This window comes from Pseudoduganella albidiflava (genome assembly GCF_004322755.1).
Classification (GTDB): domain Bacteria; phylum Pseudomonadota; class Gammaproteobacteria; order Burkholderiales; family Burkholderiaceae_D; genus Rugamonas; species Rugamonas albidiflava.
This window is the reverse complement of record NZ_CP036401.1, coordinates 3,457,004-3,482,353: the sequence shown is the minus strand read 5'-3', so window position 1 is coordinate 3,482,353 and position 25,350 is coordinate 3,457,004. Positions and strand designations below refer to the sequence as shown.

Sequence of the window (25,350 nt, the reverse complement as noted above, 5' to 3'; positions counted from 1 at the left end):
GCAAATACTGGGGGATCGCTCCCGCCATCACGTGCCGCGATCACGTGCCGGCCGCATGCCGCGACCACGTACCGTTCAACAGCCGCGTTCAAAATTTGCGCCTCGAAAGCCCGCGCCTCGAAAGCCCGCGCCTCGAAAGCCCGCGCCTCAAAAGCCTGTACTCCGCGCCGTGGCCAGTACCGCGGCCGTGGCGACCGCGGCCAGGGCCGCGATGGCAAGCACGATGGCAAGCACCCCGGCTGCGCGGCGGCCGGGAGCCGGCAGCGCCGGGCGGGCCCGCACGAACCCGCATTCCCGCTCGGCCAGCCGCACATGGCGCACCTGCACGGTGTTGGCATCGTCCGCATACGCGGCCAGCAAGGCCTTGTCGGCAAGGACGTTGATACGGCGAATGATACCGCGTGACGCGCGCGCGATGCGCCGCGTTGACGCTGCGGTAAACAAGCCGCCGTCCGGATGGCCGGCGGCGCGCAGCCGGAAGGCCAGGAAAGCGCCGACCTGGTCCGGCGGCAGGGCCGGCACGAAAAAGCTGTGCGTGATGCGCTCGGCCAGCTGCCGCATGCGCGGCAGGGCCAGGTGCGCATCGAGCTCGGGCTGGCCGAACAGCACGATCTGCAGCAGCTTGTGGCGCGCCGTTTCCAGGTTCGTCAGCAGGCGCACCGCTTCCAGCGATTCGAGCGGCATGGCCTGCGCTTCCTCGACCAGCAGCAGCACCTGGCGGCCGTCCGCGTGCCGCGCGATCAGTTCGTCGTTGAGCTGGCGCAGCACCTGGTCGCCGCGCCGGCCCGAGGCGTCGAGCCCCAGCTCGGCGGCGATCGCGTACGGCACCTCGCCCGGCGCCAGGTTCGGATTGACCAGCCACAGCACGTCCACGCGGGGCGGCAGGCGGCGTTCCAGCATGCGGCACAGCATGGTCTTGCCGCTGCCGACCTCGCCCGTGACCTTGACGATGCCTTCGCCCTGCGCCACCGCGTACAGCAGCGCCGCCAGCATGTCGCCGCGCTGGTTGCCGCCATAGAAGAAGGCGGGGTCGGGCGTGATCGAGAACGGCGCCTGCCGCAGGCCGAAGTGGGTAAAGTACATCATGCAACCGCGTCCAGGAACGCCGCTTCCAGGTCCGCGGCGCCGAACTGGCCGATGCATTCCGCGGGCGTGCCGTCAAAGCGGATGCGCCCGCCATGCAGGATCGCGATCCGGTCGCACAGTTCGCCGAGATCGGCCAGCGCGTGCGAGGTGAGCAATACAGCGGCGCCGGCCGCGCGGCGGGCCAGCACGGCGCGCTTGAACAGGGCACGCGCCTGCGGATCGAGGCCGCTGGCCGGTTCGTCCAGCACGTACAGGCGCTTGTCGAGGAGCAGCGTGGCGGCCAGGCCCAGCTTCTGCGTCATGCCTTTCGAATAGTGGCGCGTGGTGCGGCGCAGCGCGGCGGCATCGAGGTCCAGCGCCCGCAGCATCGCCGCGGTGGCGCCGGCATCGGCGCGCTGGCCATGCAGCGCCTGCACCTGCGCGAGGAATTCGCCGCCCGTGAGGTGGGCGGGCGGATTGAAGCGCTCGGGGAGATAGGCCAGCGGCTGGCGCGCGGCGGGCCGCGCATGAGGAACGCCGAAGATCGCGATGTCGCCGCTGTCGATGTCGCAAAAGTCCAGCAGGCAGCGCAGCAGCGTGGTCTTGCCGGCGCCGTTGACGCCGGCGAGGCCAAGGATCTCGCCCGGCGCCAGCGCCAGGTCGACGCCGGCCAGCACGGCGCGGCCGCCTTGCTGCCGGGCGACGTGCCGGAAGCACAGGGCGGGTTCTGGCATTCGATGGGATTGTGACATGGACGCTGACATTGACGATTCGGCACTGTAGCAAAGAACCGACGCCGCACGCCAGTGCCGGACCGGTATTTCCTAGCCCATGGGCAACCTTTCGTTCTACAATCGACGGTTAATTACTTGATGTACCGCAACATGGGAGATGCGCGCATATGGCAAGGCCGGAAAAGGTAAGGCTCGGGGAAATTCTGGTGCAGCAAAAACTGCTGTCCGAGGAACAGCTCGGCCTGGCACTGGCGGAGCAGAAGCGCAGCGGACGCAAGCTGGGCCGCGTGTTCATCGACAGCGGCTATGTCACGGAAGAGCAGATCGCCGGCGCGCTGGCGCGCCAGCTGAACATTCCGTACATCAACCTCAAGTTCTATAACATCAACCCGGACCTGGTGCGCCTGCTGCCGGAAACGCAGGCGCGGCGCTTCCGTGCGCTGGTGCTGGAGCAGCGCGATTCGGGCATGCTGGTGGGCATTTCGGACCCGACCGACCTGTTCGCGTACGACGAGATCGCCCGCATCGTCAAGCAGAACGTCGAACTGGCCGTCGTCAACGAAACCGAGGTGCTGGCCGCGATCGACCGCATCTACCGCCGTACCGACGACATCACCGACCTGGCGCGCGAGCTGGAAGAGGAGATGGGCGATGTGTCCGTCGACTTCGGCGCGCTGGCCGCCAATCCGGGGCTGGAAGAAGCGCCGGTGGTGAAACTGCTGCAATCGGTGTTCGACGATGCCGCCCAGGTGCGCGCCTCGGACATCCACATCGAACCGCAGGAAGCCCGGCTGCACATCCGCTTCCGCATCGACGGCGTGCTGCACCTGCAGACCCAGGCCGACATCAAGATCGCGGCCGCGCTGGCGCTGCGCCTGAAGCTGATGTCGGAGCTCGACATCTCGGAAAAGCGGCTGCCGCAGGATGGCCGCTTCGCCGTGCGCGTCAAGAATACCCGCATCGACGTGCGTATCTCGACCATGCCCACGCAGTACGGCGAATCCATTGTCATGCGACTGCTGTCGCAGGGCAGCACCAACCTGCGGCTCGATGCGATCGGCATGCCGCGCCCGCTGATGGAAAAGTTCCGCGCCATCGTGCAGCGGCCGAACGGCCTGGTGCTGGTGACGGGGCCGACCGGTTCCGGCAAGACCACCACGCTGTACAGCGCGCTGGCGGAACTCAATTCCGTGGAAAAAAAGCTCATCACCGTGGAAGACCCGGTCGAGTACCGGCTGCCCGGCATCAACCAGGTGCAGGTCAATGAAAAGATCGAGCTGAACTTCGCCCGCGTGCTGCGCTCGGCGCTGCGGCAGGATCCCGACGTGGTGCTGGTGGGCGAGATGCGCGACCAGGAAACGGCGCAGATCGGCCTGCGCGCCGCCATGACGGGCCACCTTGTGCTGTCCACGCTGCACACCAACGATGCCGCCAGCACGCCGCTGCGCCTGATGGACATGGGCGTGCCGCGCTACATGGTGGCCAGTTCCCTGCAGGCCGTGCTGGCCCAGCGCCTGGTGCGCGTGATCTGCGAAAGCTGCACGGAACCGTACACGCCGACGCCCACCGAACGCGAATGGCTGAGCCTGGAATTGAACGACAAGGTCGACATGGCCCGCTATTTCCATGGCAAGGGTTGCTCGCATTGCAATGGCATGGGCTACCGCGGCCGGACCGGCGTGTATGAACTGCTGGAAATGACGAATGCCGTCGTCGATGCCGCCAACGACCCGGACCCGGCGCACTTCCTGAAGGCGGCTGCCCGCGAAATGGCGGGGCAGACGCTGCGCCGCCATGGCGTGCAGCTGGTGGTGCAGGGCCGCACCACGATTTCCGAAGCCATGCGGATCAGTAACCAGCAAGAGGATTGATGCCTTATTTTGCCTACAAGGCGCGCGATACGCGCGGCGAGCTGATGCAGGGTGTGCTGGAAGCCGTCGATTCGGCGGCCGTGGCGGACCAGCTGATGGGATCGGGGGCCACCCCGGTCGACATCTCGCCCACGCGCGCCCCGGCCAAGGGCGGCGGCCAGTCCACCTGGGCCCGGCTGCGGGAAAAAAAGGTCACGCCGCTGGACGTGCAACTGTTTTCCCGCCAGATGTACACGCTGCTCAAGGCCGGCGTGCCGATCATGCGCGGCCTGGCGGGCCTGCAGGAATCGGCCGTGTCGCCCGCCTTCGCCAAGGTGATCCGCGACCTGCGCGAATCGCTCGACGCCGGCCGCGAACTGTCCATCTCGATGCGCAACCACCCGACCGTGTTCAATAATTTCTATCTGTCCATGGTGCGCGTGGGCGAAATGACGGGCCGGCTCGACGAAGTCATGCTGCGGCTGTACGACCACCTGGAATTCGACCGCGACATGCGCGGCAAGGTGAAAAGCGCGCTGCGCTACCCGATGTTCGTGGTGATCGCCATGGTCATCGCCATGTTCATCGTCAACATGTTCGTGATTCCCCAGTTCGTGCAGGTGTTCCAGAGCTTCAAGGCCGAGCTGCCGCTGATGACGCGGATCCTCATCGCCACGTCGAACTTCACCACGCAATACTGGTACATCATGCTCGGCGCGGCTGCGGTGGCCGGCTTCGCGCTGCGCGGCTGGGTGCGCACGCCGCTGGGCCTGCTGCGCTGGGACCGCTGGAAGCTGAAGCTGCCGGTGGCCGGCAAGATCATCCACAAGGCCACCATGGCCCGCTTCGCACGCAGCTTCGCGCTGTCGTCCAAGAGCGGCGTGCCGATCGTGCAAGCCCTGACGGTGGTGTCGCAGACCGTCGACAATGCGCACCTGAGCCAGCGCGTCGAGAGCATGCGCGACAGCGTCGAACGGGGTGAGAGCATCCTGCGCACGTCGGTCGCGGCCGGCATCTTCACCCCCATCGTGCTGCAGATGATTGCCGTGGGCGAGGAATCGGGTTCGCTGGACGACCTGATGGACGAGATCGCGCTGCTGTACGAGCGGGAAGTGGACTACGAACTGAAGACACTGGCCGCGCAGATCGAACCGATCCTGATCACCTTCCTGGGCGTGATGGTGCTGATCCTGGCGCTGGGCATCTTCCTGCCGATCTGGAACCTGGGCAAGGCCGCGCTGCACTGATGGTGGCCGGCGCCGTCCAGCGGGCGCGCGGCGCCACGCGCTTCGAATTCGCCATCTGCGCCATGGTGTTCAGCGTGCTGGCGGGCGTGCTGCTGCATTACGTGCTGCGCTACCGGGCCGAGGCCGAACTGGCCGGCGTGCGCTTCCAGGTGGCGGCCATGCGCACGGCCCTGGCCGGCAAAATCATGGAAGCGGCCCTGGCCGGCGACACGGGACGGTTGCAAGCCCTGGTCGGCAGCAATCCGGTTGCTCTCCTTGAACACGCACCACCGGGATATGTGGGTGAGGTGGATCAACTAAATGGTCGAAACATCCCCCGCGGCAGCTGGGTTTTCGACAGAAAACAACAGATCATTGTGTATTTGTTCAGCGGAAACAAAACTTTTTCCACACGTCACTATACACATTGGAGTTACCGTGTAGAATCACTTTGCTTGCCCACGAACAACGCCAAGCCGCCAGGAACGACAGCAGATGTAGCGAAGCTGAGCGTTGCCCTTACCCAGGTAGACGGTTGAACAGAATGTAAAACGCATCCTCGTGTCGCTTCCGTCACAAACACATTCTTATTGTTACGTTGGAGATTCTCATGCAATTCAAACAAGCTTCGTTCTCGCAAGTTTCCCGTGGTCAAGGCGGCTTCACCCTCATCGAACTGATCGTCGTCATCGTGATCCTGGGCATCCTGGCCGCGACGGCACTGCCGAAGTTCGCCGACATGGGCAGCGACGCACGCCGCGCCAAGATGCAGGGCGCCCGCGGTGCGGTCTCCAGCGCGGCAGCGATCACCCGTGCGCAGTGGCTGGTGACCGGTACCGCCAGCAGCCGCTCCGTGACGCTCGATGGCGTGGCGATCTCGGTGACCGACAAGGGCTACCCGGATGCTGCCGGCATCGCCCTGGCGGCCGGCCTGGATGGCACCGTCGACTACGAGATCACGGGTACCGCCCCAGTCACGATCGCCGACAAGAAGACGACCACCTGCGCCTTCACCTACACGCCAGCCAACGGTACGGTCACCGCCGTCTCCGGTACCTGCTGATCCGGCGGATAGTGGCATACTCGTCTTCGTGACGACCGCCAAGCCTATCCGACCTGTTTCCCGGCTGCCCCGACCTCGTGCGGGGCAGTTTGGGTTTACGCTGGTCGAACTGGTCCTGATCCTGCTCATCGTCGGTATCCTCGGCGCCGTGGCCGCGCCGCGCTTCTTCGAACAGCGCACCTTCGACGTGGCCGGCTTTTCCCAGCAGACCACCGCCCTGATCCGTTTGGCCCAGAAACAGGCGATCGCGCAGAACCGCAACGTGTATGTGCGCCTCGATGGCAACAGCGTGGCGCTTTGCTACGACACGGGCTGCAACGGCAAGGTGCCGGCGCCCGCGAACAGCAACAGCGGCAGTGCCACCACGCTGGCCCGGTGCGGCAATCTCACCACCTGGGCCTGCGAAGGCATTCCCAACGGACTGGCGATCACGGCGGCCCCCATGTTTTATTTCGACCCTGCCGGAAAGCCGTTCAACGCCTCCGATGGCGACAGCGTGGTCAATTCCACCTTCGTGGCCCGGCTGGCGGTGCGCGTCAGCGGCGGCGGCATCAGCCAGGACACGGTCATCGAACCGGAAACGGGGTTTACCCGATGACGGCCCGGCGGACCATGCGCCGCCAGCGCGGCCTGACGATGATCGAACTGGTCATGTTCATTGTCATCGTCAGCACCGCCGTGGTCGGCGTGCTGGGCGTGATCAGCTACAACACCCGGAGCAGCGCCGACCCGATCCGGCAAAAGCAGGCGATGGCGATCGCCGAGAGCCTGGTCGACGAGATCCGCGCCGCGCGCTTTTCGTGGTGCGATATCAGCGATCCCGATTTCCTCACCGCCACGTCGGCCGCCGATTGCACGAAACCCGAAGGTGTCGGCCAGGAAGCGGGCGGCGGCCTGCGCCCGTTCGATAACGTCAACGACTACGTGGGCACGTACGGCGTGCCGCAGACCTACGCCACCGATGTGATCGGCACGCCGTTCCCGGCGGGCTACACGGCCACCGTCACGATCACGCAGGCCGGCTTCGGCCCGGCCGGCAGTGCCGTGCCGGCCGACGCCGGCCTGCGGATCCAGGTGACGGTCAACTATGACAACAGCGCGGTCACGCTGGAAAGCTGGCGCAGCCGCTACGCACCGAACAACTGAACATGGACATGGCGCGCAGACAAGGCATCGAAGTGAGCAGGCGGGCCGCCAGGAGCGGCGGCTTTACGCTGGTGGAGGCGGTGATCGTGATCGTCATCACCGGCATTGTCGCCAGCATGGCGGCGCTGTTCATCCGGGTGCCGGTGCAAAGCAACCTGGCCACCGAGGCGCGTGCCGACCTGGCGGACGCGGCCGACCTGGCGCTGCGGCGCATGAGCCGTGAATTGCGGCTTGCCGCGCCGAGGACGGTCACCATCCTGAACGGCAACCTGGCGATCCAGTTCCTGCTGTCGAAGACCGGCGCCCGCTATGTCAGCGTCAACGACAATCCTCCCGCGACACTGCTGCCGCTCGATTTCGTCGGCGGCAGCAGCAGCTTCGACCTCATCGGCGCGCCGCCCGCGGGCCGGCAGGCCATCGTGCCGGGCGACTACATCGTGTTCGGCAACCTGGGCTTTGCGCCGTACGACGCCTACCAGTTCGGCAAGGGCGCCGCCAATATCTCGCGGGTCGGCGCCATCAACGGCAGCCGCATTACCTTGCAGACGAATTACTTTTCCGGCGCCGAACCGGCCGGCCAGATGTTCCAGGTGGTGACGGGCAAGGTCACCTTTGTCTGCACGCCCGGCGCCAATGGCGGGGGCACGCTGCAGCGCTTCTTCAACGCGGCGGACCTGACTCCGGGCATGGGCGCGCTGGGCACCGGCGCCGTGCTGACCGACAAGGTCGCCGGCTGCATCTTCGGTAATACCCTGCTGCCGGGGGCGAACAACGGTTCGCTGATGACGTTGGTGCTGTCGCTGCAGCATGCCAACGGCGAGGGGGCGCAGATGGTGCGCCAGACCCAGCTCGACAATCCAACTTGAACCGAGCCGACTTGAACCGAGCTGCCATGAACCAAGCTGCCACGAACCAAGCTGCCATGAACCGAGCCGCCATGAACCGGGCTGTCGTTACCCGTACTGGATCGCACCGCATCGACCCGCGCCTCGTGCGCCGCCATATTCGCAGCCGCGGTGTCAGCATCGTCACGGCGATCTTCCTGCTCGTCGTGCTCAGCGGCGTCGGCGCGGCCATCGTCACCACCGCCACCACGCAGCGGCAGTCCGCCACGATCGACCTGCTGGGCACCCGCGCCTACGAAGCGGCACGGACCGGCGTCGAGTTCGGCTTGTTCCAGTTCCTCGGCAACAACGGCGCGTGCGTCAACACGAGCTTTACGGCACCCGGCGCGCTGTCGGCAATGACCGTCACCGTCACCTGCGTCACGGTCGGCACGGATGGCGCGCCGGCGCTGACGCAGACGCGCATCACGGCCACCGCCTGCAACGCGCCGGCCGGCGGCGCCTGCCCGAACGCCGCGCCCGGCGCCGACTACGTGCAGCGTGTCGTGCAGGTGGTCATCTGACATGAAAGCGTTCCGCATGCTCCGACAATCTTCCCGCCGCGCGCTGTGCGCGGCCACCCTGGCGCTGTGCGCCGCGCCGGCGCTGGCCGATACGCCCATCGTGCTGTTCAAGAGCTTTGCCGGCAATGTGACCATGACCGGCACGCAAAAATCGCTGCGCACCAAGTCGAACGACGACGATCCGTGCGCCACGACGACGTCGGTCAACATGAGCCTGTCGGGCCTGCCGACGGGAGCCCGGGTGCTGGCGGCCTACCTGTACTGGGCCGGCTCCGGCAGCAGCGCAGACTATTCGGTCACGTTCGATGGCAAGGCGGTCAGCGCGCCGGCCACCCGGCGCTACACGTCCTCGACGGTGGGCTACAATTATTTCGGCGGTGCCGCCGACGTGACCGACCAGGTCAAGGCCAAGGGCAACGGCACGTATTCGGCCAAGGACCTGGCCATCGACAAGAGCCTGTTCTGCGCCGTGTCGGGCGTGCTGGGCGGGTTCCAGCTGCTGGTCATCTACAGCGCCAGCGACCAGCCGTTCCGCGTGCTGAACGTCTATGAAGGTTTTCAGTACATCCGCTATTCGTCGCTCGAGCTGACGCTGGCCAATTTCCTGATCCCCAATCCGCCGGGCACGGGCAGGGTGGGGCACATCACCTGGGAAGGCGATACCACGCTGTCGGGCGGCGGCGAAACGCTGCGCTTCAATGGCGTCGAGCAGGCCGATGCCACCAATCAGCCAGGCAACCAGTTCAATTCCGTCAGCGGCGTGAACGGCGACAAGGCTTCCTACGGCATCGATTTCGATGTCTATACCATCAAGGAGCCGGCGATCGCCAGTGGCCAGAAGTCGGCCAAGACAATCTACACATCGGGGCAGGACCTGGTGCTGCTGAACGCAGAAGTGATCGCCGCGCCCAACGTGTCGGCCACCGACCGCGGCGTGACGATGACGCTGGACGGCCCGCTGATCCCTTCCGCCCCCACCACGTACACGATCAGCGTCGTCAACAACGGCCCGATGGACGAGGGCGGTCCCCTGACCGTGACGGGCACGCTGCCGGCCTCGCTGATCTATGGCGAGGCCACCGGTACCGGCTGGAGCTGCAGCACCAGGGGGCAGCTGCTGACCTGCATACACAGCGGCACCGTCAAGGTCGACACCACGCTGCCGCCGATCACGCTGACGGTCACGCCGGCGGCATCGGCCAGCGGCCTGATTTCCTTCGGCGTCACGGTGGGCGGCAAGCTGTTCGACTATTACGACGGCAACGACACGTCGACCGTGAGTACCCGCGTGGGTAACCAGACCTTCACGCCGGTCTTCATGTTTACCGACAAGCCGTGCGAGCACAACAAGCCGTTCGGCGACCCGAACCAGCCCTGCAAGCCGCTGACGCTGGAGCACATGCAGGCGAATACGGATTTGAGCACCTACATCTCCTATGTGGTGAAGAACGTACCCACCGCGCTGGCCAGCGGCAACACCACGCTGCCGATGCGCTTCGCGATGAGTTGCCACGATCCCAGCACGAACGCCGGCGTGCGCGGCACGTATGCGCTGCGCAGCAATACGGTCACCCTGCCGCTGTGCGCCGCGAACGGCGTGATTCCACCGCAGGACTCGGTGGCCTGGAGCGCGGCCAGCAACGTGATGTTCCCGGGGGGCTCGCCATCGAGCCAGGCCACCACCACGAAGAACAGGGGGGAGTTCGACGACTTCCTGCTGCGCTACCAGGACGTGGGACGGATCGAGCTGTTCGTCACCGACGCCGATGCCCGGCTGGGCTCCACGGGTGCCTTCGTATCGCGGCCGGAAAAATTGCTGCTGCTGGCGCAGTCGAGCAACAAGGCCGGCGACCCGGCCAGCGCGACCGACCCCCGCTTCGTCCCGGCCGGCACGCCGTTCACGATGACGGTGCGCGCGCTGATGCAGGGCCTGACGGTGGCGGCGCCCAATTTCGGCCGCGAGACCGAGCCCGAGAAGATCAAGCTGCGCGCGGTGCCGGCCTCCACCGAGGATGGCTCGCCGATCCGGGCGATGGTGGCGGACCGCGAGCCCGGCAAGTATTTCGACCCGGTGGACCTGGAGGGAGAATTCGGGCCGTTCGTCTCCGGCATCGCCACGGGCACCTTCGTGTTCGACGACCTGGGCGTGATCAAGGTGGACTCGATGCTGGCGCCCACCCCGGCGGAACTCGCCGAGAACGCCAGCAGGGAAGTGGGCTCGTACCTGGGTACGGGCAACGTCGTCGGCACCACGATCAACGTGGGCCGCTTCTACCCGGACCATTTCGATACGATCGTCACGGGCCCGATGGAATGCGCGGCTGCCGTGGCCTGCCCGAAGAATCCCAGCAAGACCACGGTGCCGTCGGTGGAGATCCTCACCATGGCGTATTCCGGCCAGCCGTTCACGGTGGACGTGAAAGCGTTCAGCAGCCGCGGCACGCTGCTCAAGAACTACCGCGACGACCTGGCGCACGACGTGCTGCTGAGCGCGTGGAAGGCGCCCAACGGTGCCACGGCGCAAGACGCGCCGCTGGCGGGCACCACCAAGTCCGTGCTGAGCACCGCCACGATCACCGCCGGCGCGTTCGATGCCGGCACGGCGACCGTTACGCGGACGTACACGTTCCCGTCGACGCTGGCCTACAACGCCAGCGCGCCGAACGCCAACAACTGGCCGCAGCCCGTCTCCGTGTACCTGCGCGCCGCCGAAGTGGCCAACTTCGACGATGTCACGTCGAAGCGCGCGGCCGCCGTCGAGGGCGGCGTGCGGATCGCGGCCGGCCGCTGGTTCGTGCCCAACCTGCAAGGTTCGGCGGCGCTGGCGATGGACGTGCCGGTCAGGCCGCAATTCTTCAGTACCCAGAACGGGATAGCGGCCTGGTATGACTCGGTGACCGATTCGGCCACCACCTTCGCCCCGCTGACGGAAGTGAACTTTTCCGCGTGCACCAAGCTGGCGGGCGCGAGTGGCTGCAAACTCGCGCTCACGGTCGACAAGGCCACCGTAGGCAAGGTCAGCGCTGGCGCCGGCACCGTGAAGCTGTTGGCACCGGGCAGCGGCAGCAGCGGCTCGGTATACATGTGGATGACGGGCCCGGCGTGGCTGCCGAGCGTACGGGGGGTGCTCACCTATGGCACAGTATCGATGAGCCCCTACACCTACCTGCGCGAAATCTATTAGGCAGCGGTGCCGGGAGGCGTTTCGCCGGGGGAGCGCCACCTTGCACACGAATCGGCGCTGCCCCGGAACGCGACGCAAAAAAATACGGCAAAAATAGCTTTTTGCTACCGGAACATGCTGGAATCTTGAATATAATCAAGACACTGCATGGTTTTCTGCAAGCATTACCCGATATCGGAACAGGCGCATGGCTTTCTGGCACAAGGCAAGGAAAAAGGATGGCTGGCTGGCGTTGAGCGCCGGTGCGGCCGGCGTGACCGCGGCCGTGGTGCGGCGCGCCGCGGACACCAAGGCGGGCGTCAAGCCGGCGGTGCTGGCGGCCGCGCAGCATCCGGGTGGCCGGGCCGAGGCGGCCGGATTGGTCGCGCGCATCGGCAAAGAACTCGATGCCGCCGAGCACCTTTGCTCGAGCGTGCTGGTGCCCGGTGAATACCAGCTGCTGGTGCTGGAAGCGCCCAACGTGCCGGTTGCGGAAATGAAGACGGCGGTCGGCTGGAAGCTGAAGGACATGATCGATTTCCCCGTGCTCGAGGCCACCATCGACGTGCTGGACATCCCCGTCGCCCCGAACGGCCCGGCGCACAACCACCAGGTGTTCGCGGTGGCGGCGCGCAACGGCATCATCGAGGCGCTGCAGAACCTGTACGTGGAAGCCAAAATGGACCTGGCCGCGATCGACATTCCCGAAATCGCCCAGCGCAACATTTCGGCGTTGCTGGAACCGGAAGGGCGCGGCCTGGCCATGCTGGCGTTCGACGAGCACGGCGGCCTGCTGACGGTGACGTTCCGCGGCGAGCTCTACCTGGCGCGCCGGATGGATATCGCGCTCGGCCAGGTCGAGGGCCCGCAGGAGCAGCGCCAGCAGCTGTACGACCGCATCGCGCTGGAACTGCAGCGTTCGCTGGACAATTTCGAGCGGCAGTTCCAGTACGTCGCCGTGTCGAAGCTGGTGCTGGCGCCGACCGGCAGCGCCAGCCTGCACGATTACCTGTCCGCCAACCTGTACCTGCCTGTCGACCTGCTCGACCTGGACAGCGTGTTCGATTTCGACAAGGTGCCGGAATTGCGCGACGCGGCGCAGCAGGCGCGCTTTTTCACCGTGCTGGGCGGCGGATTGCGCGATGAAGGTGCGGTGGCATGAGCCAGCAGATCAACCTGTTCAACCCGCGCTTCCGCAAGGAAAAGCGCTACCTGACGGCGCCGGCGCTGGCCATCGTCGTCGGGGTCGCGCTGGCCGGTTCGGTGGCGCTGTCGGTCGCGGCGAGCGGCCGCGTGACGGTGCTGGAAGAAGAATCGGCGCGCCTGAGGGAACAGCTGGCCGAGGCGGAAGCCCGCAAGGCCAGCGTGCTGGCCGGGCTGGTGCCGCGGCCGAAGGATGCCGCCGTGGAAAGCGAACTGGAGCGGGCCGGGCTGGACCAGCGCGCGCTGCGCGGCGTGGCGGACATCCTGGAACAGAACCGGGTCGGCGATCCGCGCGGCTATTCCGCCTATTTCCAGGCCCTGGCACGCACCCGCGTCAGCGGCTTGTGGCTGACCGGGGTGGAGATCGGCGGCGCGAACGCCGACATCGGCCTGCGCGGCCGGGCACTGCGCGCCGAGCTGCTGCCCGGCTACCTGAACGGCCTGGCGCGCGAACCGGCGCTGCAGGGCAAGGCGTTCGAGCAGCTGGAAATATCGCGGCCGGGGCTGGCGCCGGGCGGCGTTGAAGCGCGCCCGGGAGAGCCGCCGCGGCTCGCGCCGCCGCCGATGACGCCGGCCGACGGCGCCGCTGCCGCTGCCGCAGCCCCGCTGCCGCCGCCGTATGTGGAATTCACGCTGCAGGCGCGTGCCGGGGGGGCGCGATGAAGGAACTGTGGCTGAAATGGGCGGCCCGCATCGATGCGCTGACGCTGCGCGAGCGGATCATGGCGTGCGCCGCCACGGTGGCGGGCGTGATCTTCATCGCCTACATGGGCTTCATCGAACCGGCCGGGGCGCGCGAGCGCACGCTGCGCACCGCGATCCTGCAGCAAAAGGTGCAACTGGCCGGCATCGACGTGGAAATCGCCGAAAAGCAGGCGGCCGCGCAAGCCGATCCCGATGCCGACCTGCGCAAGCGCCTGGCCGCCGTGCGGGCGGAAAACGACCAGCTGCGCGCCACGCTGCGCACCACGCAGAGCGCGCTGGTGTCGCCGGACAGGATGACGGTCCTGTTGCAGCAGATGGTGCAGCAGAACGGCAAGCTCAAGCTGCTGTCGCTGCGCACGCTGGCGCCGGCCGGCACGACCGATGGCAATTTCGGCGACGCCGGCACCGATGGCGGCCTGGCCGGGCCGGTGCTGCCGCGGGCCGGGCTGTCGGCCACGCCGCCCGGCGTAGCGGCGGACAGCGCCGATGGGGAACCGCAAAAGCCGCTGCTGTACCGCCATGGCGTGCGCATCGTGCTGCAGGGCGGCTATGGCGACATGGTGGCCTACATGGCGGCGCTGGAACGCTTGCCGGCCCGGCTGTACTGGGGCCAGGCCACGCTGGATGCCACCGAACACGACAAGGCCACGCTGACCTTGACCTTATATACGCTGAGCCTGGACCAACAATGGATCGCCCTGTAGTGCGCCTCTTCTTCGACCGCCTGCGCCCCGTGCTGCTGGCACCGGCCATCGCCCTGGCCATCGCACTGGCGCTTCCCGGCGGTGCGCGGGCGCAGGTCGCCGACCCGACGCTGCCACCGCCCGGCCTGGACGCGCTGGCGGCCGGCGGGGAAGCGCCGCCGGTCGCGCCGCCCGGCCCGGAATTGCAGTCGATCCTCGTGTCGCGCGAGCCAGGCGGGCGCCGGATTGCCGTGATTAGTGGCGAAATGGTACGGCAGGGCAGCCGTTTCCAGGGCGCACTGGTGGAATCGGTGGGCGAAGATCGCGTGGTGCTGCGCCGCGGCAAGGCCCGTGAAACGCTGCGGCTGTACGTCAAGCCCGAAGCCATGCCGGCACGGCAGGAATGAACAACATGAAACAGAAGCGAACCATGCGAACGGAGCAAACGATGCGAACCCTGGCGGCGATGACCTGCGTGGCAATGCTGGCGGCGGGATGCGACAGCGCCAACCGCCGTGATACCTATGACACGATCAGCGGCGAGATGCGCAACGCCACCGCGAAATCGGCCCAGCGCCAGCACGTGGCGCCCGATGCGGTGGAGGCGGCGCTGCTGCCGCCCGCGCCGGCCCTGGCCGCCACGCTGCCGAAGGCGCGCGCCGTGCTGGACGAGCGCTTCAACGTGGCGCTCAACAACGTACCGGCCCAGCAGTTCTTCACGTCGATCGCCACCGGAACGCGCTACAACATGCTGGTGTCGCCGGAGGTGACCGGCACGCTGTCGGCCAACCTGAAGGACGTGACGATCTTCGAGGCGCTGGACGCCGTGCGCGAGCTGTACGGCTACGACTGGAAGGTGGAGGGCAACCGCATCTACATCCGGCCGCTGACCATGCAGACCCGCATGTTCAAGGTGAATTACCTGACCGGCAGCCGGCGCGGCGTGTCCAACGTGCGCGTGTCGTCGACCTCGATCAACAGCGTGCCCACGCGCAGCGAGGAGGGCCAGGAGGGCGGCCAGCAGAACGCCTCCCAAGGCCAGTCGCAGACGCAGAACGGTTCGCCATCCGGCACCACCTCGGTGCAGGACGATGCCAGCAACGTCAAGATGACCTCCGAGACGGATTTCTGGGGCGACCTGAAGGCCGCGCTGGAAGCGATCGTCGGCACCGGCGACGACGGGCGCAACGTGATCATCTCGCCGCAATCGGGCGTGGTACTGGTGCGCGCGCTGCCGGCGCAGCTGCGCTCGGTGGACGAGTACCTGAAGGCCACCCGGCTGGCCGTGGAACGCCAGGTGATCCTGGAAGCGAAGATCCTCGAAGTGCAGCTGAACAACGGTTTCCAGACCGGCGTCAACTGGGCGGCGTTCCGCCAGGGCGGCAACAGCGCCGGCGGCATCGGCGTGATCGCGCCAGGGACCAACCTGGTGCAGCGCAATCCGCTGACCGGGGCGGTCGGCCAGCAGAGCGGCGGCGACACGGGTTTCGCCTCCACCCCGGGCGCCTCGCTCGGCAGTGCCGCCGATGCGCTGGGCACGATGTTCGGCCTGGCGATCCAGACCAGCAATTTCTCGGCGATGCTGTCGTTCCTGGAGTCGCAGGGCACGGTGCACGTGCTGTCCAGCCCGCGCATCGCCACGCTGAACAACCAGAAGGCCGTGCTGAAGATCGGTACCGACGAGTTCTACGTGACCGGCATCAGCACCACCACCAGTTCGAACGTGGGCGGCAATACGGTGACGCCGAACGTGATCGTCAAGCCATTCTTTTCCGGCGTGCTGCTGGACGTGACGCCGCAGATCGACGACGATGGTCACATCATGCTGCACGTGCACCCATCGGTGAGCTCGGTCACCACCATCAACAAGACGGTCAGCCTCGGCAGCGCCGGGTCGCTGAACCTGCCGCTGGCGGCCTCGTCCACGTCGGAAATGGACAGCATGGTGCGTGGGCGAAACGGCGAGATCGTCGCCATCGGCGGCCTGATGCGCCAGGCCACGTCCAGCGACCAGTCGCAGCTGCCCGGCGTGGGCAACGTGCCGGTGCTGGGCGCGCTGTTCCGCAACAAGGACAGCGTGAGCCAGAAGCGCGAGCTGGTGGTGCTGATCAAGCCGACCATCGTCGACGATGCCGGCAGCATGGCCCCCGAGATGCAGGAAACCATGCGCCGCATCGAGCGTCTCGATCCGCAGCGGGGCCGCTGATGTACGAAGCCCACTTCGGCCTGGCCGAGCTGCCGTTTTCCATCACGCCGGATACCAGCTTTTTTTTCGGCAGCCCCCACTCGCAGGAGGGGCTCAATACGCTGCTGGTGGCGGCGCGCAGCGGCGAGGGATTCATCAAGATCACCGGTGAAGTGGGCACCGGCAAGACCCTGTTGTGCCGCAAGTTCATGGCCATGCTGGGCGACGCCTTTCATACGGCCTATGTGCCCAATCCTTACCTGGAGCCGCGCGCGCTGATGCTGGCGCTGGCCGACGAACTGGAAATCGTGCTGCCGCGCGACGTCGACCAGCACCAGCTGGTGAAGTCGCTGACGGTGCGGCTGCTGGAACTGGCGGCGCGCGGCAAGCACGTGGTGCTGTGCCTGGACGAAGCGCAGGCGCTGCCGCTGGAAAGCCTGGAAGCGCTGCGGCTGCTGACCAACCTGGAAACGGAAAAGCGCAAGCTGCTGCAGATCGTGCTGTTCGGCCAGCCGGAACTGAATGCCCACCTGGCCAGTCCGAAGATTCGGCAGCTGGCACAGCGCATCACGTTCCACTATCACCTGGGCGCGCTGCGGCGCGACGACCTCGACTACTACCTGGCGCACCGGCTGCGCGTGGCGGGTTTCACGGGCGCCCGGCTGTTCAGCGCGGCGTCGGTGCGGCGCCTGTACCGCGCCACCGGCGGCATTCCACGGCTGGTCAACATCGTCGCGCACAAGTCGCTGATGCTGGCCTACGGCGAAGGGCGCCACCTGGTGGAAAAGCGGCACGTGGCGCTGGCCGCCGGCGACACGATCGGCACGCGGCCGGCGCGCGCGATGCGCTGGGCGTGGCTGGCCAGCGCGGCCGCCCTCGCGGCGGCGGGCGGCATCACCCTGGCCCTGACGAGATGAGGCGGAAGCATGAGCCTGAAGAATGCGCTGGCTGTGCAGGCACGATAATAGAGCCGGAAGACAGAGCCCGAAGACAGAGCCCGAAGATAGAGCCATATAAATGAGCTTGATAAACAAGATGCTGCAGGACCTGGATGCGCGGGGCGGCACGGCACGGCCGGCCGCCGGCGGCGACGTGCGCCCGGTCGCGGCCGAACGCAGCTCGCGCACCGCGATCGCCATCGGCGCCGGTATCGGTGCCCTGATCGTGGCCGCAGGCGCCGGCGGCTGGTATTACCTGCACCGGGAAGCCGCGCCTGCCGCCGCTGTCCTTGCCCCCGCGGTTCCCGCCGCGGTGGTACCTGCTCCCGCTGTGCCGGCCCCTGCGGTGACTTCTTCCGCATCGCCCGACCCTACCGTGCCCGCGCCCACTGTGCCGTCTCCCGCCGAGCCGGTCGCCACGGCGCCCGCGCCCCAGGCGGTGGTAGCCGAGCCGCAGGTGGCTGCGACGCCTGCGCCTGCGCCTGCGGAGGCGGCTGCGCCTCGGCAGGCAGCCTTGCCGCAGCCGGCCGTGGCCGCAACGCCATCCGTCGAAAGCACACCAACGCCGCAAGCGGCCAGGCCGCGGCCCCCGCGAGCGCCCCGCACGGAACGCGACAGTACCGCGGCCGCACCCGCCATCGCGGTGCCGGAACGCCAGGCCGGGGAGGGCGCCACGCTGACGTCCCGCCAACAGGGCGAGAACGCCTACCGCCGCGCGCTGGCTGCGCTGCAGGAAGGCCGCGTGACCGAAGGCGTGGGCGCGCTGGAGCATGCGGTGCAAGTCTATCCCCGCCACGAAGCGGCACGCCAGACGCTGGTGGGCCTGCTACTCGAGAACGGCCAGGCGGACGAGGCGATGCGCCATGCGCAGCTGGGGCTGGGCCTGGACAGTAACCAGCCCCAGCTGGCGATGGTGCTGGCGCGCCTGCAGCTGGAACGGGGCGGCCCCGCCGACGTGACGCTGCTGCGCTCGCTGCCGCACGCTAGCGGCAACGCCGAGTACCGGGCTTTCCTGGCCGGCGTGCTGCAAAAGCAGGGCCGGCACCGCGAAGCCGCCGAGCAGTATGAAGCGGCGCTGGCGCTGCGGCCGCGCAATGGCGTGTGGTGGATGGGGCTGGGTATCTCGCGGCAGGCCCAAGACCTTCGCCCCGGTGCGCGGGAGGCGTACGGCAAGGCGAAGGAAGCCGGGCTGGCGCCGGAACTGCAGGCTTTCGTCGAGCGGCGGCTGGGGCAGCTGGAGTAGCGGATTTTTCCGGCCAAGCGCATTTTTCGAGCAATCTTTTCCGAAAAATGGGGACGTACTGAAACTTTGTTACGTTAAGTAAAGCCGGCACGTCGAAGGCGCATGCATTTACCCCAACAGCGAACTGCTGGGGTCAGACCCGACGGGGTGGAGCAGGGGTTTCGTGAAGCATGCTTCGCGCCTGCGGAACGATGCCGGCATGCATGCCAGCATTCCTTCCTGACCCCGGATTCTGCACTTGGGTTGGCTTGTCTTAAGTGTGAGGACGGCCCCCATTTTTCAGGCAATGTTTTAGCGGCCACCCGACCGGCTCCCTGCCAACGCCGGGCCGCCTACAGGCTGCCCAGCGGCCCCCACACCTGCTTCATCGGCACGCGGATCTCGCTGTCCTCGTCGTCCAGCGCGGCGGCGATCGCGCAGCCGTCCTCGCCGACACGGCGCGGCAGCGGTACGGTCAACGTGCGGCCGGCGGCGTCGCGCAGGCAGAATACGGCGGGGCGGCCGCCATCGCGATGCGCGACGATGCCCCATTCGCCGCTGGCCAGCCGCACCACCGTACCGGGCGGATACGGCCCGATTTCATCGCGGAACGCGGCCGCCAGCTCGGCATCGGGCGACAGCTCCAGCACGCGGCCAAGCGCATCGTCGGACAGCAGGGCGCGGCGGTAATTGCGCGGTGAAATCCCGGCGCAGTAGCGGTCGGCCATGCGCAGAAGGTGCGCGGCGGCGTCCACGTCCGCGCCGGCGCCCGCATCCGGCGCATGGTCGAGCAGCAGGCAGGCAAACCAGTCCGGCTCGCCGGCGCGGGTGCAGTGCACGGCCTGCGCCACGGCCTGGTCATGGCGGCCGGTGGCGTGCAGGGCCAGCGCGGCCGAGACCAGCGACAGCAGGTGGGCAGGGCGCATGTGCAGGCGCCGGCCCACCAGGGCCGCGACGACGGCCGTCTCGATGCTGTGGCGCATCGCATAGCTGCCGGCCACCTGGTTGCGCAGCACGCAGGCCAGCGCCACGTCGGCGGACAGGTCGACGGCATGGAGCAGGTCGCGTGCGGTGGCGCGCAGGTCGGCGGGGTCGCCGTGCGACGGCGCGGCCGCGATCGCTTCGAGCCGCTGCTGCACCGCGTTCAGTGCGCGCAGGACGGACGGCGGCGCGCCCGGGTGGCCGGGTCCGTCCGGTTCGTCGAGGTCGCGCAGGCGCTCGTGGGGCAGCATGGCGGTCAGATACGCGCCAGGCGTTGCAGCGCCAGCGCCAGCGTTTCATCGCGCTTGGCAAAGCAGAAGCGCACGATGCCCGATTCCCTGGCCTGGCGGTAGAACGCCGACACGGGAATCGCCGCCACGCCGACCTCGGCCGTCAGCCATTCGGCGAAGGCGGCTTCGGGCATGGCCGAGATGGCGCCGTAGCGCACGCACTGGAAATAGGTGCCGTCCGCCGGCAGCAGCTCGAAGCGGCTGCCGGCCAGGCCGGCGCGGAACAGGTCGCGCTTGTTCTGGTAGAACGCCGGCAGCTCGCGATACGGCGCGGGGTCGGCCAGGTAGCCGGCGATGCCGTGCTGCATCGGCGCATTCACAGAGAACACGTTGTACTGGTGGACCTTGCGGAACTCCGCCATCAGGGGCGCGGGTGCGGCCACGTAACCGATCTTCCAGCCGGTGGTGTGGAACGTCTTGCCGAAGCTGGACACGACGAAGCTGCGCGCGGCCAGCACGGGGTGGCGGCTCATCGACGCATGCCGCTCGCCGTCGTACACCATGTGTTCGTAGACCTCGTCCGCCAGCACCAGGATATCGGTGCCGCGCACGATGCCGGCCAGCGCTTCCAGGTCGGCGTCGCGCAGCACGGTGCCGGTGGGATTGTGCGGCGTGTTGACGACGATGAGGCGCGTCCTGGTCGACACGGCGGCCTGGATGCGCTCCCACGGCACGTGGTAGCCCCGCTCGTCGAGCGCCATCTGCACCGGCACCACGACGCCGCCGGCCAGCTCGATCGCCGGCATGTAGCTGTCATAGGCCGGTTCGATGACGATCACTTCGTCGCCGGGGTGCACGGCGCACAGGATGGCCGTCGTCAGCGCCTGGGTGGCGCCGGCCGTCACGGTGATCTCGGCGTCGGCGTCGTAGACATGGCCGTACAGCGCGCCGATCTTGGCGGCGATGGCCTGGCGCAGCGCTGGCGTGCCCGTCATCGGCGGGTACTGGTTGTGGCCGGCGCGCATTGCCCCGGCGACCAGGTCCACCAGCCGCGGATCGCAGGCGAAGTCCGGGAAGCCCTGGCCGAGGTTGACGGCATCGTGCTGCGCCGCCAGGGCCGACATGCGCGTAAAGATGGTGGTGCCGACGGCGGGCAGGCGCGTGGCGAGGGGCGGCGTCACGGCATCGGCGGGATCGAAAGCGTCGGCGGCATGCGAATGCACGGCGGGGGCAACGGCGGGCGGAGATGGGGTGCTCATCGCTGGGGTGCTCATCGCTGGTTGTTCATCGCAGGGTTGTTCTTCGCTGGCTCGTGGGCGGTCGGGTGCGACTCATTCTAGCGCAGCATCGGCGCGCGCGGGGAGCGCCCACTGTTCCGGCGGGATCACGGCGAACATGCCGGCATTGCGCAGGCGCCGCGCCAGCTTGAGCAGCGCCTTGTCCTTGGTGATCAGCACGTCGGCACCGGCATCGCGCGCCAGTTCCAGGAACTTCTGGTCGTCGCGGTCGGTGCACACGGGCAGGCGCACGCCCGACTCCGGCGGCGCGACGACCTTGATCAGCGCGTCGAAGCGCGCCGCGCTGGCCGGGCGGGTAGTCTCGTCCAGCGGCAGGTGGGGATAGTGCAGCACGATGTGGTATTCGTCGCGGCAGTCGGCCCGCGTGATCGCTTCCACGGCGCCGCTCTCGATCGCCGCCAGCAGGCCGGCCCAGCGCGGGTCGCGGAACACGAACAGGTCGAGGCAGACATTGGTATCGATGACGATGCGCTGCGGCGCGCCGGTGATGCCGGCCGGCGTTGCTTCGGCGGATGTTGTCTCGGCAGATGCAGCAGCAGTTGTTGCTTCGGCGGACGTTACTTCGGAAAATACAGGTATCATGCGGGAAATTATTTCTGAGTAAGCCAGTTTCGAATCATATGCTGATAGTGCTTTCCCCCGCAAAGAGTCTCGACCTCGATACGCCCCCCACCACCGATATCGCCACCCGCCCCGCCTTCCTCGACCATTCGGCCCAGCTGATCGAGCGCATGCGCGAGTTCGCGCCGCACGAACTGGCCGACCTGATGGACCTGTCCGATGCGCTGGCCACGCTGAACGTGGGCCGCTACGCCTCGTGGACGATGGACACCACGCACGCGCGCCAGGCCGTGATGACCTTCAATGGCGATGTGTACGACGGCTTGGACGCGCGCACGCTGAGCGCGCCCCAGCTCGACTATGCGCAGGGCCGCGTGCGCATCCTGTCCGGCCTGTACGGGCTGCTGCGGCCGCTGGACCTGATCCACCCGCACCGGCTAGAAATGGGCACGCGCCTGACCACCCCGCGCGGCAAGGACCTGTATGCGTTCTGGGGCGACCTGATCACGCGAGAGCTGAACGGCGCGGCGCGCGAAGGCGGTGCCCGCTGGCTGGTGAATTGCGCGTCGGAAGAGTATTTCAAGTCGGTGCGCCCGGCCCAGCTCGACGTGCCGGTGATCACGCCCGTGTTCGAGGAATTCAAGAACGGCAAGTACAAGATCATCTCGTTCTACGCCAAGCGGGCGCGCGGCATGCTGGCCCGCTATGCGGCCGTCAATAACATCCTCGATCCGGAAGAGCTGAAGCGCTTCGACGTGGATGGCTACGCGTTCGCGCCGGACGCGTCGAACGACAGCCGCTGGGTGTTCAGGCGGAACGCGGCTTGATGGAATGAGGCCGGGACGCTGTCCCGGCCTCGGTACGCCGGCTTACGAAGCGGACCAGAACTTCCACCACTTGCGCTCCGGCTTCGGGGCGCCTTCGTCGAGGAATTTGCTGGACGGGAAATTGAGCTTGAAGACGCGCATCGCATCGTCGCGCAGCGCCACGTTGCCCAGCTTGTCGTAGCTGCGCACCATGATCCACAGCGCTTCCTCGATGGCCGGCGAATCGGCGTACTCGCGCACGGCATCCATCGCGCGGTTGGCGGCGGCCAGGTAGGCGCCGCGGCGGTAGTAATACCGCGCCACGTAGACTTCATACGCGGCCATCGCGTTGATCAGGTACTTCATGCGGTCGATCGCGTCCGGCGTGTATTTACTTTCCGGGAACTTGTCGACCAGCGCCTTGAAGGCGGCGAACGCTTCGCGCGTGGCCTTCGGGTCGCGCTCGGCGGGATCCTGTTCGTAGACGAAATTGAGCAGGCCGATCTGGTCATTGAAATTGATCAGGCCGCGCAGGTAGTACATGTAGTCGACGTTGGGATGGTTCGGGTGCAGCTTGATGAACCGTTCCACGGCGGCCAGCGCCTGGGCCTGGTCCTGCGCCTTGTAGTAGGCATAGGCCACTTCCAGCTGCGCCTGCTGGGCGTACACGCCGAACGGATAGCTCGCTTCAAGCCGGTTGAACAACTGGATTGCCCGTTCGTAGTGCTGTCCGGCCAATTCTTCCTTGGCCTCCGAGTATAATTTCGAAGCGGACCAACCTTTGGTCTCATCCGATTGTTCCGGTAACAGGCTGCATGCCGAGAGACTGGCGAATACAACGGATGCTGCGACTACCTTCAATTTTTTTTGCATGTTCTCGTGCAAGAAGACGTTTAAACAAGATACGACCTGGCTGATTATAGCCGATGGGAATGCTGTGATATTGAATCCTGAGCCGAATCCGGCCCACCAACCCTCCGACCACGACCTCCGCACGGACCTGGACGCCACCCTGCAAGCCGACCTGGAAGCCGACGTGCTTGCCGACGACCTGCTGCCGGACGACGGCGAAGTTGCCGGTTTCGCCAACCCGCTGGCCCCGATCGAACTGCAGCTGACGCCCGATGCCTGCGGCGAACGCCTGGACAAGGTGATCGCGAAACTGGTGCCGCAATTCTCGCGCGGCCGCCTGCAAAGCTGGATCGAAGAGGGCTTCGTCACCGTCGACGGCAAGCCGGCCAAGGTGCGCGCCACCGTGTACGGCGATGAAAAAATCGTCGTGCTGCCGCAGGCCGCGCCGGAGGATGTCGCGTTCGCCCCCGAGCCGATCGACGTGGACGTGGTGTACGAGGACGATCACCTCATCGTCATCAACAAGCCGGCCGGCCTGGTCGTGCATCCCGGCGCGGGCAACTGGTCCGGCACGCTGCTGAACGGCCTGCTGCACCGCTGGCCCCAGCTGGGCGGCGTGCCGCGCGCCGGCATCGTGCACCGCCTCGACAAGGATACCAGCGGCCTGATGGTCATCGGCAAGGACTTGCCGACCCAGACCGACCTGGTGCGCCAGCTGCAGGCGCGTACCGTGAAGCGCGAATACTGGGCGCTGGCGTGGGGCACGCCGCGCCTGTCCGGCACGATCGACGCGCCGATGGGCCGCCACCAGCGCGACCGCGTGAAGATGGCCGTCTCCACCGGCTTCGGCGCCAAGCCGGCCATCACGCACTACGAGCGCCTGGCGTCCGGCGAACTGGACCGCCGTCCCGTCAGCCTGGTGCAGTGCCGCCTCGAAACGGGCCGCACCCACCAGATCCGCGTGCACATGGCGCACCTGGGCTACCCGCTGGTGGGCGATTACGTGTACGGCAAGCCGCACCTCACCGGCGTGTTCCACCGCCAGGCCCTGCAGGCGCGCCGTCTCGGCCTGGTGCACCCGGCCACCGGCGAGCAGTGCGAATGGGAGATTCCGCTGGCGGAGGACTTCCGCGCGCTGCTGGAGGAATGCGGCATCGACGAAGCGTCGCTGCACCAGGATCCCGAAGGGGAATTCGACGATGACGGCGACGACGACTACGACGACGAATGAGCACGCAGAACGTCACCCAATGGCTGGTTCCGGACTGGCCCGACCTGCCTGCGGGCGTCGGCGTGCTGTGCACCACGCGCCGCGGTGGCGTCAGCCCGGCGCCCTATGACGATGGCCAGGGCCGCGGTGGCCTGAACCTGGCCACCCACGTGGGCGATGCGCCGAAATGCGTGGAGCGCAACCGCGACATCCTGCGCGCCGAATTGCCGGCCGAGCCAGTGTGGCTGACGCAGGTGCACGGCACGCGCGTGCTCGACGCGGCCGGCATCGATATCGATGCCGAACCGCCGATCGCCGATGCCAGCTTCGCTGCCGCGCGCGGCGTGGTGTGCGCCATCCTCACCGCCGATTGCCTGCCGGTGCTGCTGTGCGATGCCGAAGGCCGCATGGTCGGCGCCGTGCACGCGGGCTGGCGCGGCCTGGCCGATGGCGTGCTGGAAGCCACGGTGGCGTCGATGCGCGAAGCCGGCGCGGGCGAGCTGATGGCCTGGCTGGGCGCGGCGATCGGCCCGAACCGCTTCGAGGTGGGGCAGGACGTGCTCGACGCGTTCCTGCGCCGCCCCGGGGTAGACGAAGCGGCTATCCGCGCCGCGTTTAGCCCGTTCGGCCTGAAGCCCGGCAAGTATTTCGCCGACCTGTATGCGCTGGCCCGCATCGCGCTGGCGGGTGCCGGCGTGCGGCGGGTATGGGGCGGCGATTTCTGCACCGTCTCCAATTCCGGCCGTTTCTACTCGTACCGGCGCGACGGCGTGACGGGGCGGCAGGCCAGCCTGATCTGGCTGAAGTAACGGGAAGGCCGC

25 protein-coding genes are annotated in these 25,350 nt (G+C 67.4%); 19 read left to right on the top strand and 6 right to left on the bottom strand.

The annotated features are described in order from the left end of the window. Positions 1–147 precede the first annotated feature (147 nt). The gene (locus tag EYF70_RS14440; protein ID WP_229420865.1) at positions 148–1,086 is read right to left on the bottom strand and encodes an ExeA family protein; all 939 of its coding nucleotides are present in this window, start codon (positions 1,084–1,086) and stop codon (positions 148–150) included. Then, complete coding sequence (locus EYF70_RS14435; RefSeq protein ID WP_131146036.1) at positions 1,083–1,799, bottom strand: ABC transporter ATP-binding protein; 717 nt, start codon at positions 1,797–1,799, stop codon at positions 1,083–1,085. The genes EYF70_RS14440 and EYF70_RS14435 overlap by 4 nt, the downstream gene beginning before the upstream one ends. 167 nt (positions 1,800–1,966) lie before the next feature. Here EYF70_RS14435 and EYF70_RS14430 point away from each other — a divergent pair, with 167 nt between their 5' ends. The 16 genes from EYF70_RS14430 to EYF70_RS14355 all read left to right on the top strand — a co-directional run bounded on the left by EYF70_RS14430 (position 1,967) and on the right by EYF70_RS14355 (position 18,612). After that, positions 1,967–3,670, top strand: coding sequence for a GspE/PulE family protein (locus tag EYF70_RS14430; protein WP_131146035.1), 1,704 nt, complete (start codon positions 1,967–1,969; stop codon positions 3,668–3,670). Continuing rightward, the gene (locus EYF70_RS14425; protein ID WP_131146034.1) at positions 3,670–4,896 is read left to right on the top strand and encodes a type II secretion system F family protein; all 1,227 of its coding nucleotides are present in this window, start codon (positions 3,670–3,672) and stop codon (positions 4,894–4,896) included. The genes EYF70_RS14430 and EYF70_RS14425 overlap by 1 nt, the downstream gene beginning before the upstream one ends. Then, positions 4,896–5,414, top strand: a complete 519-nt coding sequence (locus tag EYF70_RS14420) for a hypothetical protein (protein ID WP_131146033.1) — start codon at positions 4,896–4,898, stop codon at positions 5,412–5,414. The genes EYF70_RS14425 and EYF70_RS14420 overlap by 1 nt, the downstream gene beginning before the upstream one ends. A 71-nt stretch (positions 5,415–5,485) precedes the next feature. Then, positions 5,486–5,938: a type II secretion system protein gene (locus EYF70_RS14415; RefSeq protein ID WP_131146032.1), complete on the top strand. Its 453-nt coding sequence runs from the start codon at positions 5,486–5,488 to the stop codon at positions 5,936–5,938. A 28-nt stretch (positions 5,939–5,966) separates the two neighbouring features. Continuing rightward, entirely contained in the window at positions 5,967–6,536 is a 570-nt protein-coding gene (locus EYF70_RS14410) for an MSHA biogenesis protein MshC (protein ID WP_229420864.1), read from the top strand. After that, positions 6,533–7,084 carry a PilV family protein gene (locus EYF70_RS14405; RefSeq protein WP_131146031.1) on the top strand — a complete coding sequence of 184 codons (552 nt, stop codon included), beginning with the start codon at positions 6,533–6,535 and terminating at the stop codon, positions 7,082–7,084. The genes EYF70_RS14410 and EYF70_RS14405 overlap by 4 nt, the downstream gene beginning before the upstream one ends. Before the next feature lie 8 nt (positions 7,085–7,092). Continuing rightward, positions 7,093–7,950 carry a prepilin-type N-terminal cleavage/methylation domain-containing protein gene (locus EYF70_RS14400; RefSeq protein ID WP_131146030.1) on the top strand — a complete coding sequence of 286 codons (858 nt, stop codon included), beginning with the start codon at positions 7,093–7,095 and terminating at the stop codon, positions 7,948–7,950. A 56-nt stretch (positions 7,951–8,006) separates the two neighbouring features. Beyond that, positions 8,007–8,492 carry an agglutinin biogenesis protein MshP gene (locus EYF70_RS14395; RefSeq protein ID WP_131146029.1) on the top strand — a complete coding sequence of 162 codons (486 nt, stop codon included), beginning with the start codon at positions 8,007–8,009 and terminating at the stop codon, positions 8,490–8,492. Positions 8,493–8,508: 16 nt separating this feature from the next. Next, positions 8,509–11,676, top strand: coding sequence for a DUF6701 domain-containing protein (locus EYF70_RS14390; RefSeq protein WP_131146028.1), 3,168 nt, complete (start codon positions 8,509–8,511; stop codon positions 11,674–11,676). Positions 11,677–11,863: 187 nt separating this feature from the next. Beyond that, positions 11,864–12,817 (top strand): type IV pilus biogenesis protein PilM, encoded by a 954-nt coding sequence (locus EYF70_RS14385; RefSeq protein WP_131146027.1) that lies wholly within the window; start codon positions 11,864–11,866, stop codon positions 12,815–12,817. Then, a complete protein-coding gene (locus EYF70_RS14380) occupies positions 12,814–13,521 on the top strand; it encodes a PilN family protein (protein WP_131146026.1) in 708 nt (235 codons plus the stop codon). Before EYF70_RS14385 ends, EYF70_RS14380 begins: the two co-directional genes overlap by 4 nt. Next, positions 13,518–14,267, top strand: coding sequence for a type II secretion system protein M (locus tag EYF70_RS14375; RefSeq protein ID WP_131146025.1), 750 nt, complete (start codon positions 13,518–13,520; stop codon positions 14,265–14,267). The genes EYF70_RS14380 and EYF70_RS14375 overlap by 4 nt, the downstream gene beginning before the upstream one ends. Continuing rightward, a complete protein-coding gene (locus tag EYF70_RS14370) occupies positions 14,252–14,653 on the top strand; it encodes an MSHA biogenesis protein MshK (protein ID WP_229420863.1) in 402 nt (133 codons plus the stop codon). The genes EYF70_RS14375 and EYF70_RS14370 overlap by 16 nt, the downstream gene beginning before the upstream one ends. A 41-nt stretch (positions 14,654–14,694) precedes the next feature. Next, positions 14,695–16,452: a pilus (MSHA type) biogenesis protein MshL gene (gene mshL, locus EYF70_RS14365; RefSeq protein WP_229420862.1), complete on the top strand. Its 1,758-nt coding sequence runs from the start codon at positions 14,695–14,697 to the stop codon at positions 16,450–16,452. Further along, positions 16,452–17,348 (top strand): ExeA family protein, encoded by an 897-nt coding sequence (locus EYF70_RS14360; RefSeq protein WP_131146024.1) that lies wholly within the window; start codon positions 16,452–16,454, stop codon positions 17,346–17,348. Before mshL ends, EYF70_RS14360 begins: the two co-directional genes overlap by 1 nt. A 100-nt stretch (positions 17,349–17,448) precedes the next feature. Beyond that, positions 17,449–18,612, top strand: a complete 1,164-nt coding sequence (locus EYF70_RS14355) for a tetratricopeptide repeat protein (protein ID WP_131146023.1) — start codon at positions 17,449–17,451, stop codon at positions 18,610–18,612. A 332-nt stretch (positions 18,613–18,944) separates the two neighbouring features. On the opposite strand, the gene EYF70_RS14350 is transcribed toward EYF70_RS14355, so the two are convergent. From EYF70_RS14350 to EYF70_RS14340, 3 genes are all read right to left on the bottom strand, one after another. After that, positions 18,945–19,823: a metal-dependent phosphohydrolase gene (locus tag EYF70_RS14350; RefSeq protein WP_131146022.1), complete on the bottom strand. Its 879-nt coding sequence runs from the start codon at positions 19,821–19,823 to the stop codon at positions 18,945–18,947. A 5-nt stretch (positions 19,824–19,828) separates the two neighbouring features. Continuing rightward, complete coding sequence (locus EYF70_RS14345) at positions 19,829–21,061, bottom strand: pyridoxal phosphate-dependent aminotransferase (RefSeq protein WP_131146021.1); 1,233 nt, start codon at positions 21,059–21,061, stop codon at positions 19,829–19,831. A gap of 72 nt (positions 21,062–21,133) precedes the next feature. Then, complete coding sequence (locus tag EYF70_RS14340) at positions 21,134–21,682, bottom strand: putative toxin-antitoxin system toxin component, PIN family (RefSeq protein ID WP_131146020.1); 549 nt, start codon at positions 21,680–21,682, stop codon at positions 21,134–21,136. A 38-nt stretch (positions 21,683–21,720) separates the two neighbouring features. Here EYF70_RS14340 and yaaA point away from each other — a divergent pair, with 38 nt between their 5' ends. Further along, positions 21,721–22,488, top strand: a complete 768-nt coding sequence (gene yaaA / locus EYF70_RS14335; protein ID WP_131146019.1) for a peroxide stress protein YaaA — start codon at positions 21,721–21,723, stop codon at positions 22,486–22,488. A 42-nt stretch (positions 22,489–22,530) separates the two neighbouring features. Here yaaA and EYF70_RS14330 read toward each other — a convergent pair whose 3' ends face one another. After that, positions 22,531–23,340: an outer membrane protein assembly factor BamD gene (locus EYF70_RS14330; RefSeq protein ID WP_131146018.1), complete on the bottom strand. Its 810-nt coding sequence runs from the start codon at positions 23,338–23,340 to the stop codon at positions 22,531–22,533. Positions 23,341–23,404: 64 nt separating this feature from the next. Here EYF70_RS14330 and EYF70_RS14325 point away from each other — a divergent pair, with 64 nt between their 5' ends. Beyond that, complete coding sequence (locus tag EYF70_RS14325) at positions 23,405–24,550, top strand: RluA family pseudouridine synthase (RefSeq protein ID WP_371861726.1); 1,146 nt, start codon at positions 23,405–23,407, stop codon at positions 24,548–24,550. After that, positions 24,547–25,338, top strand: a complete 792-nt coding sequence (gene pgeF, locus EYF70_RS14320; protein ID WP_131146016.1) for a peptidoglycan editing factor PgeF — start codon at positions 24,547–24,549, stop codon at positions 25,336–25,338. Before EYF70_RS14325 ends, pgeF begins: the two co-directional genes overlap by 4 nt. Positions 25,339–25,350: the final 12 nt, after the last annotated feature.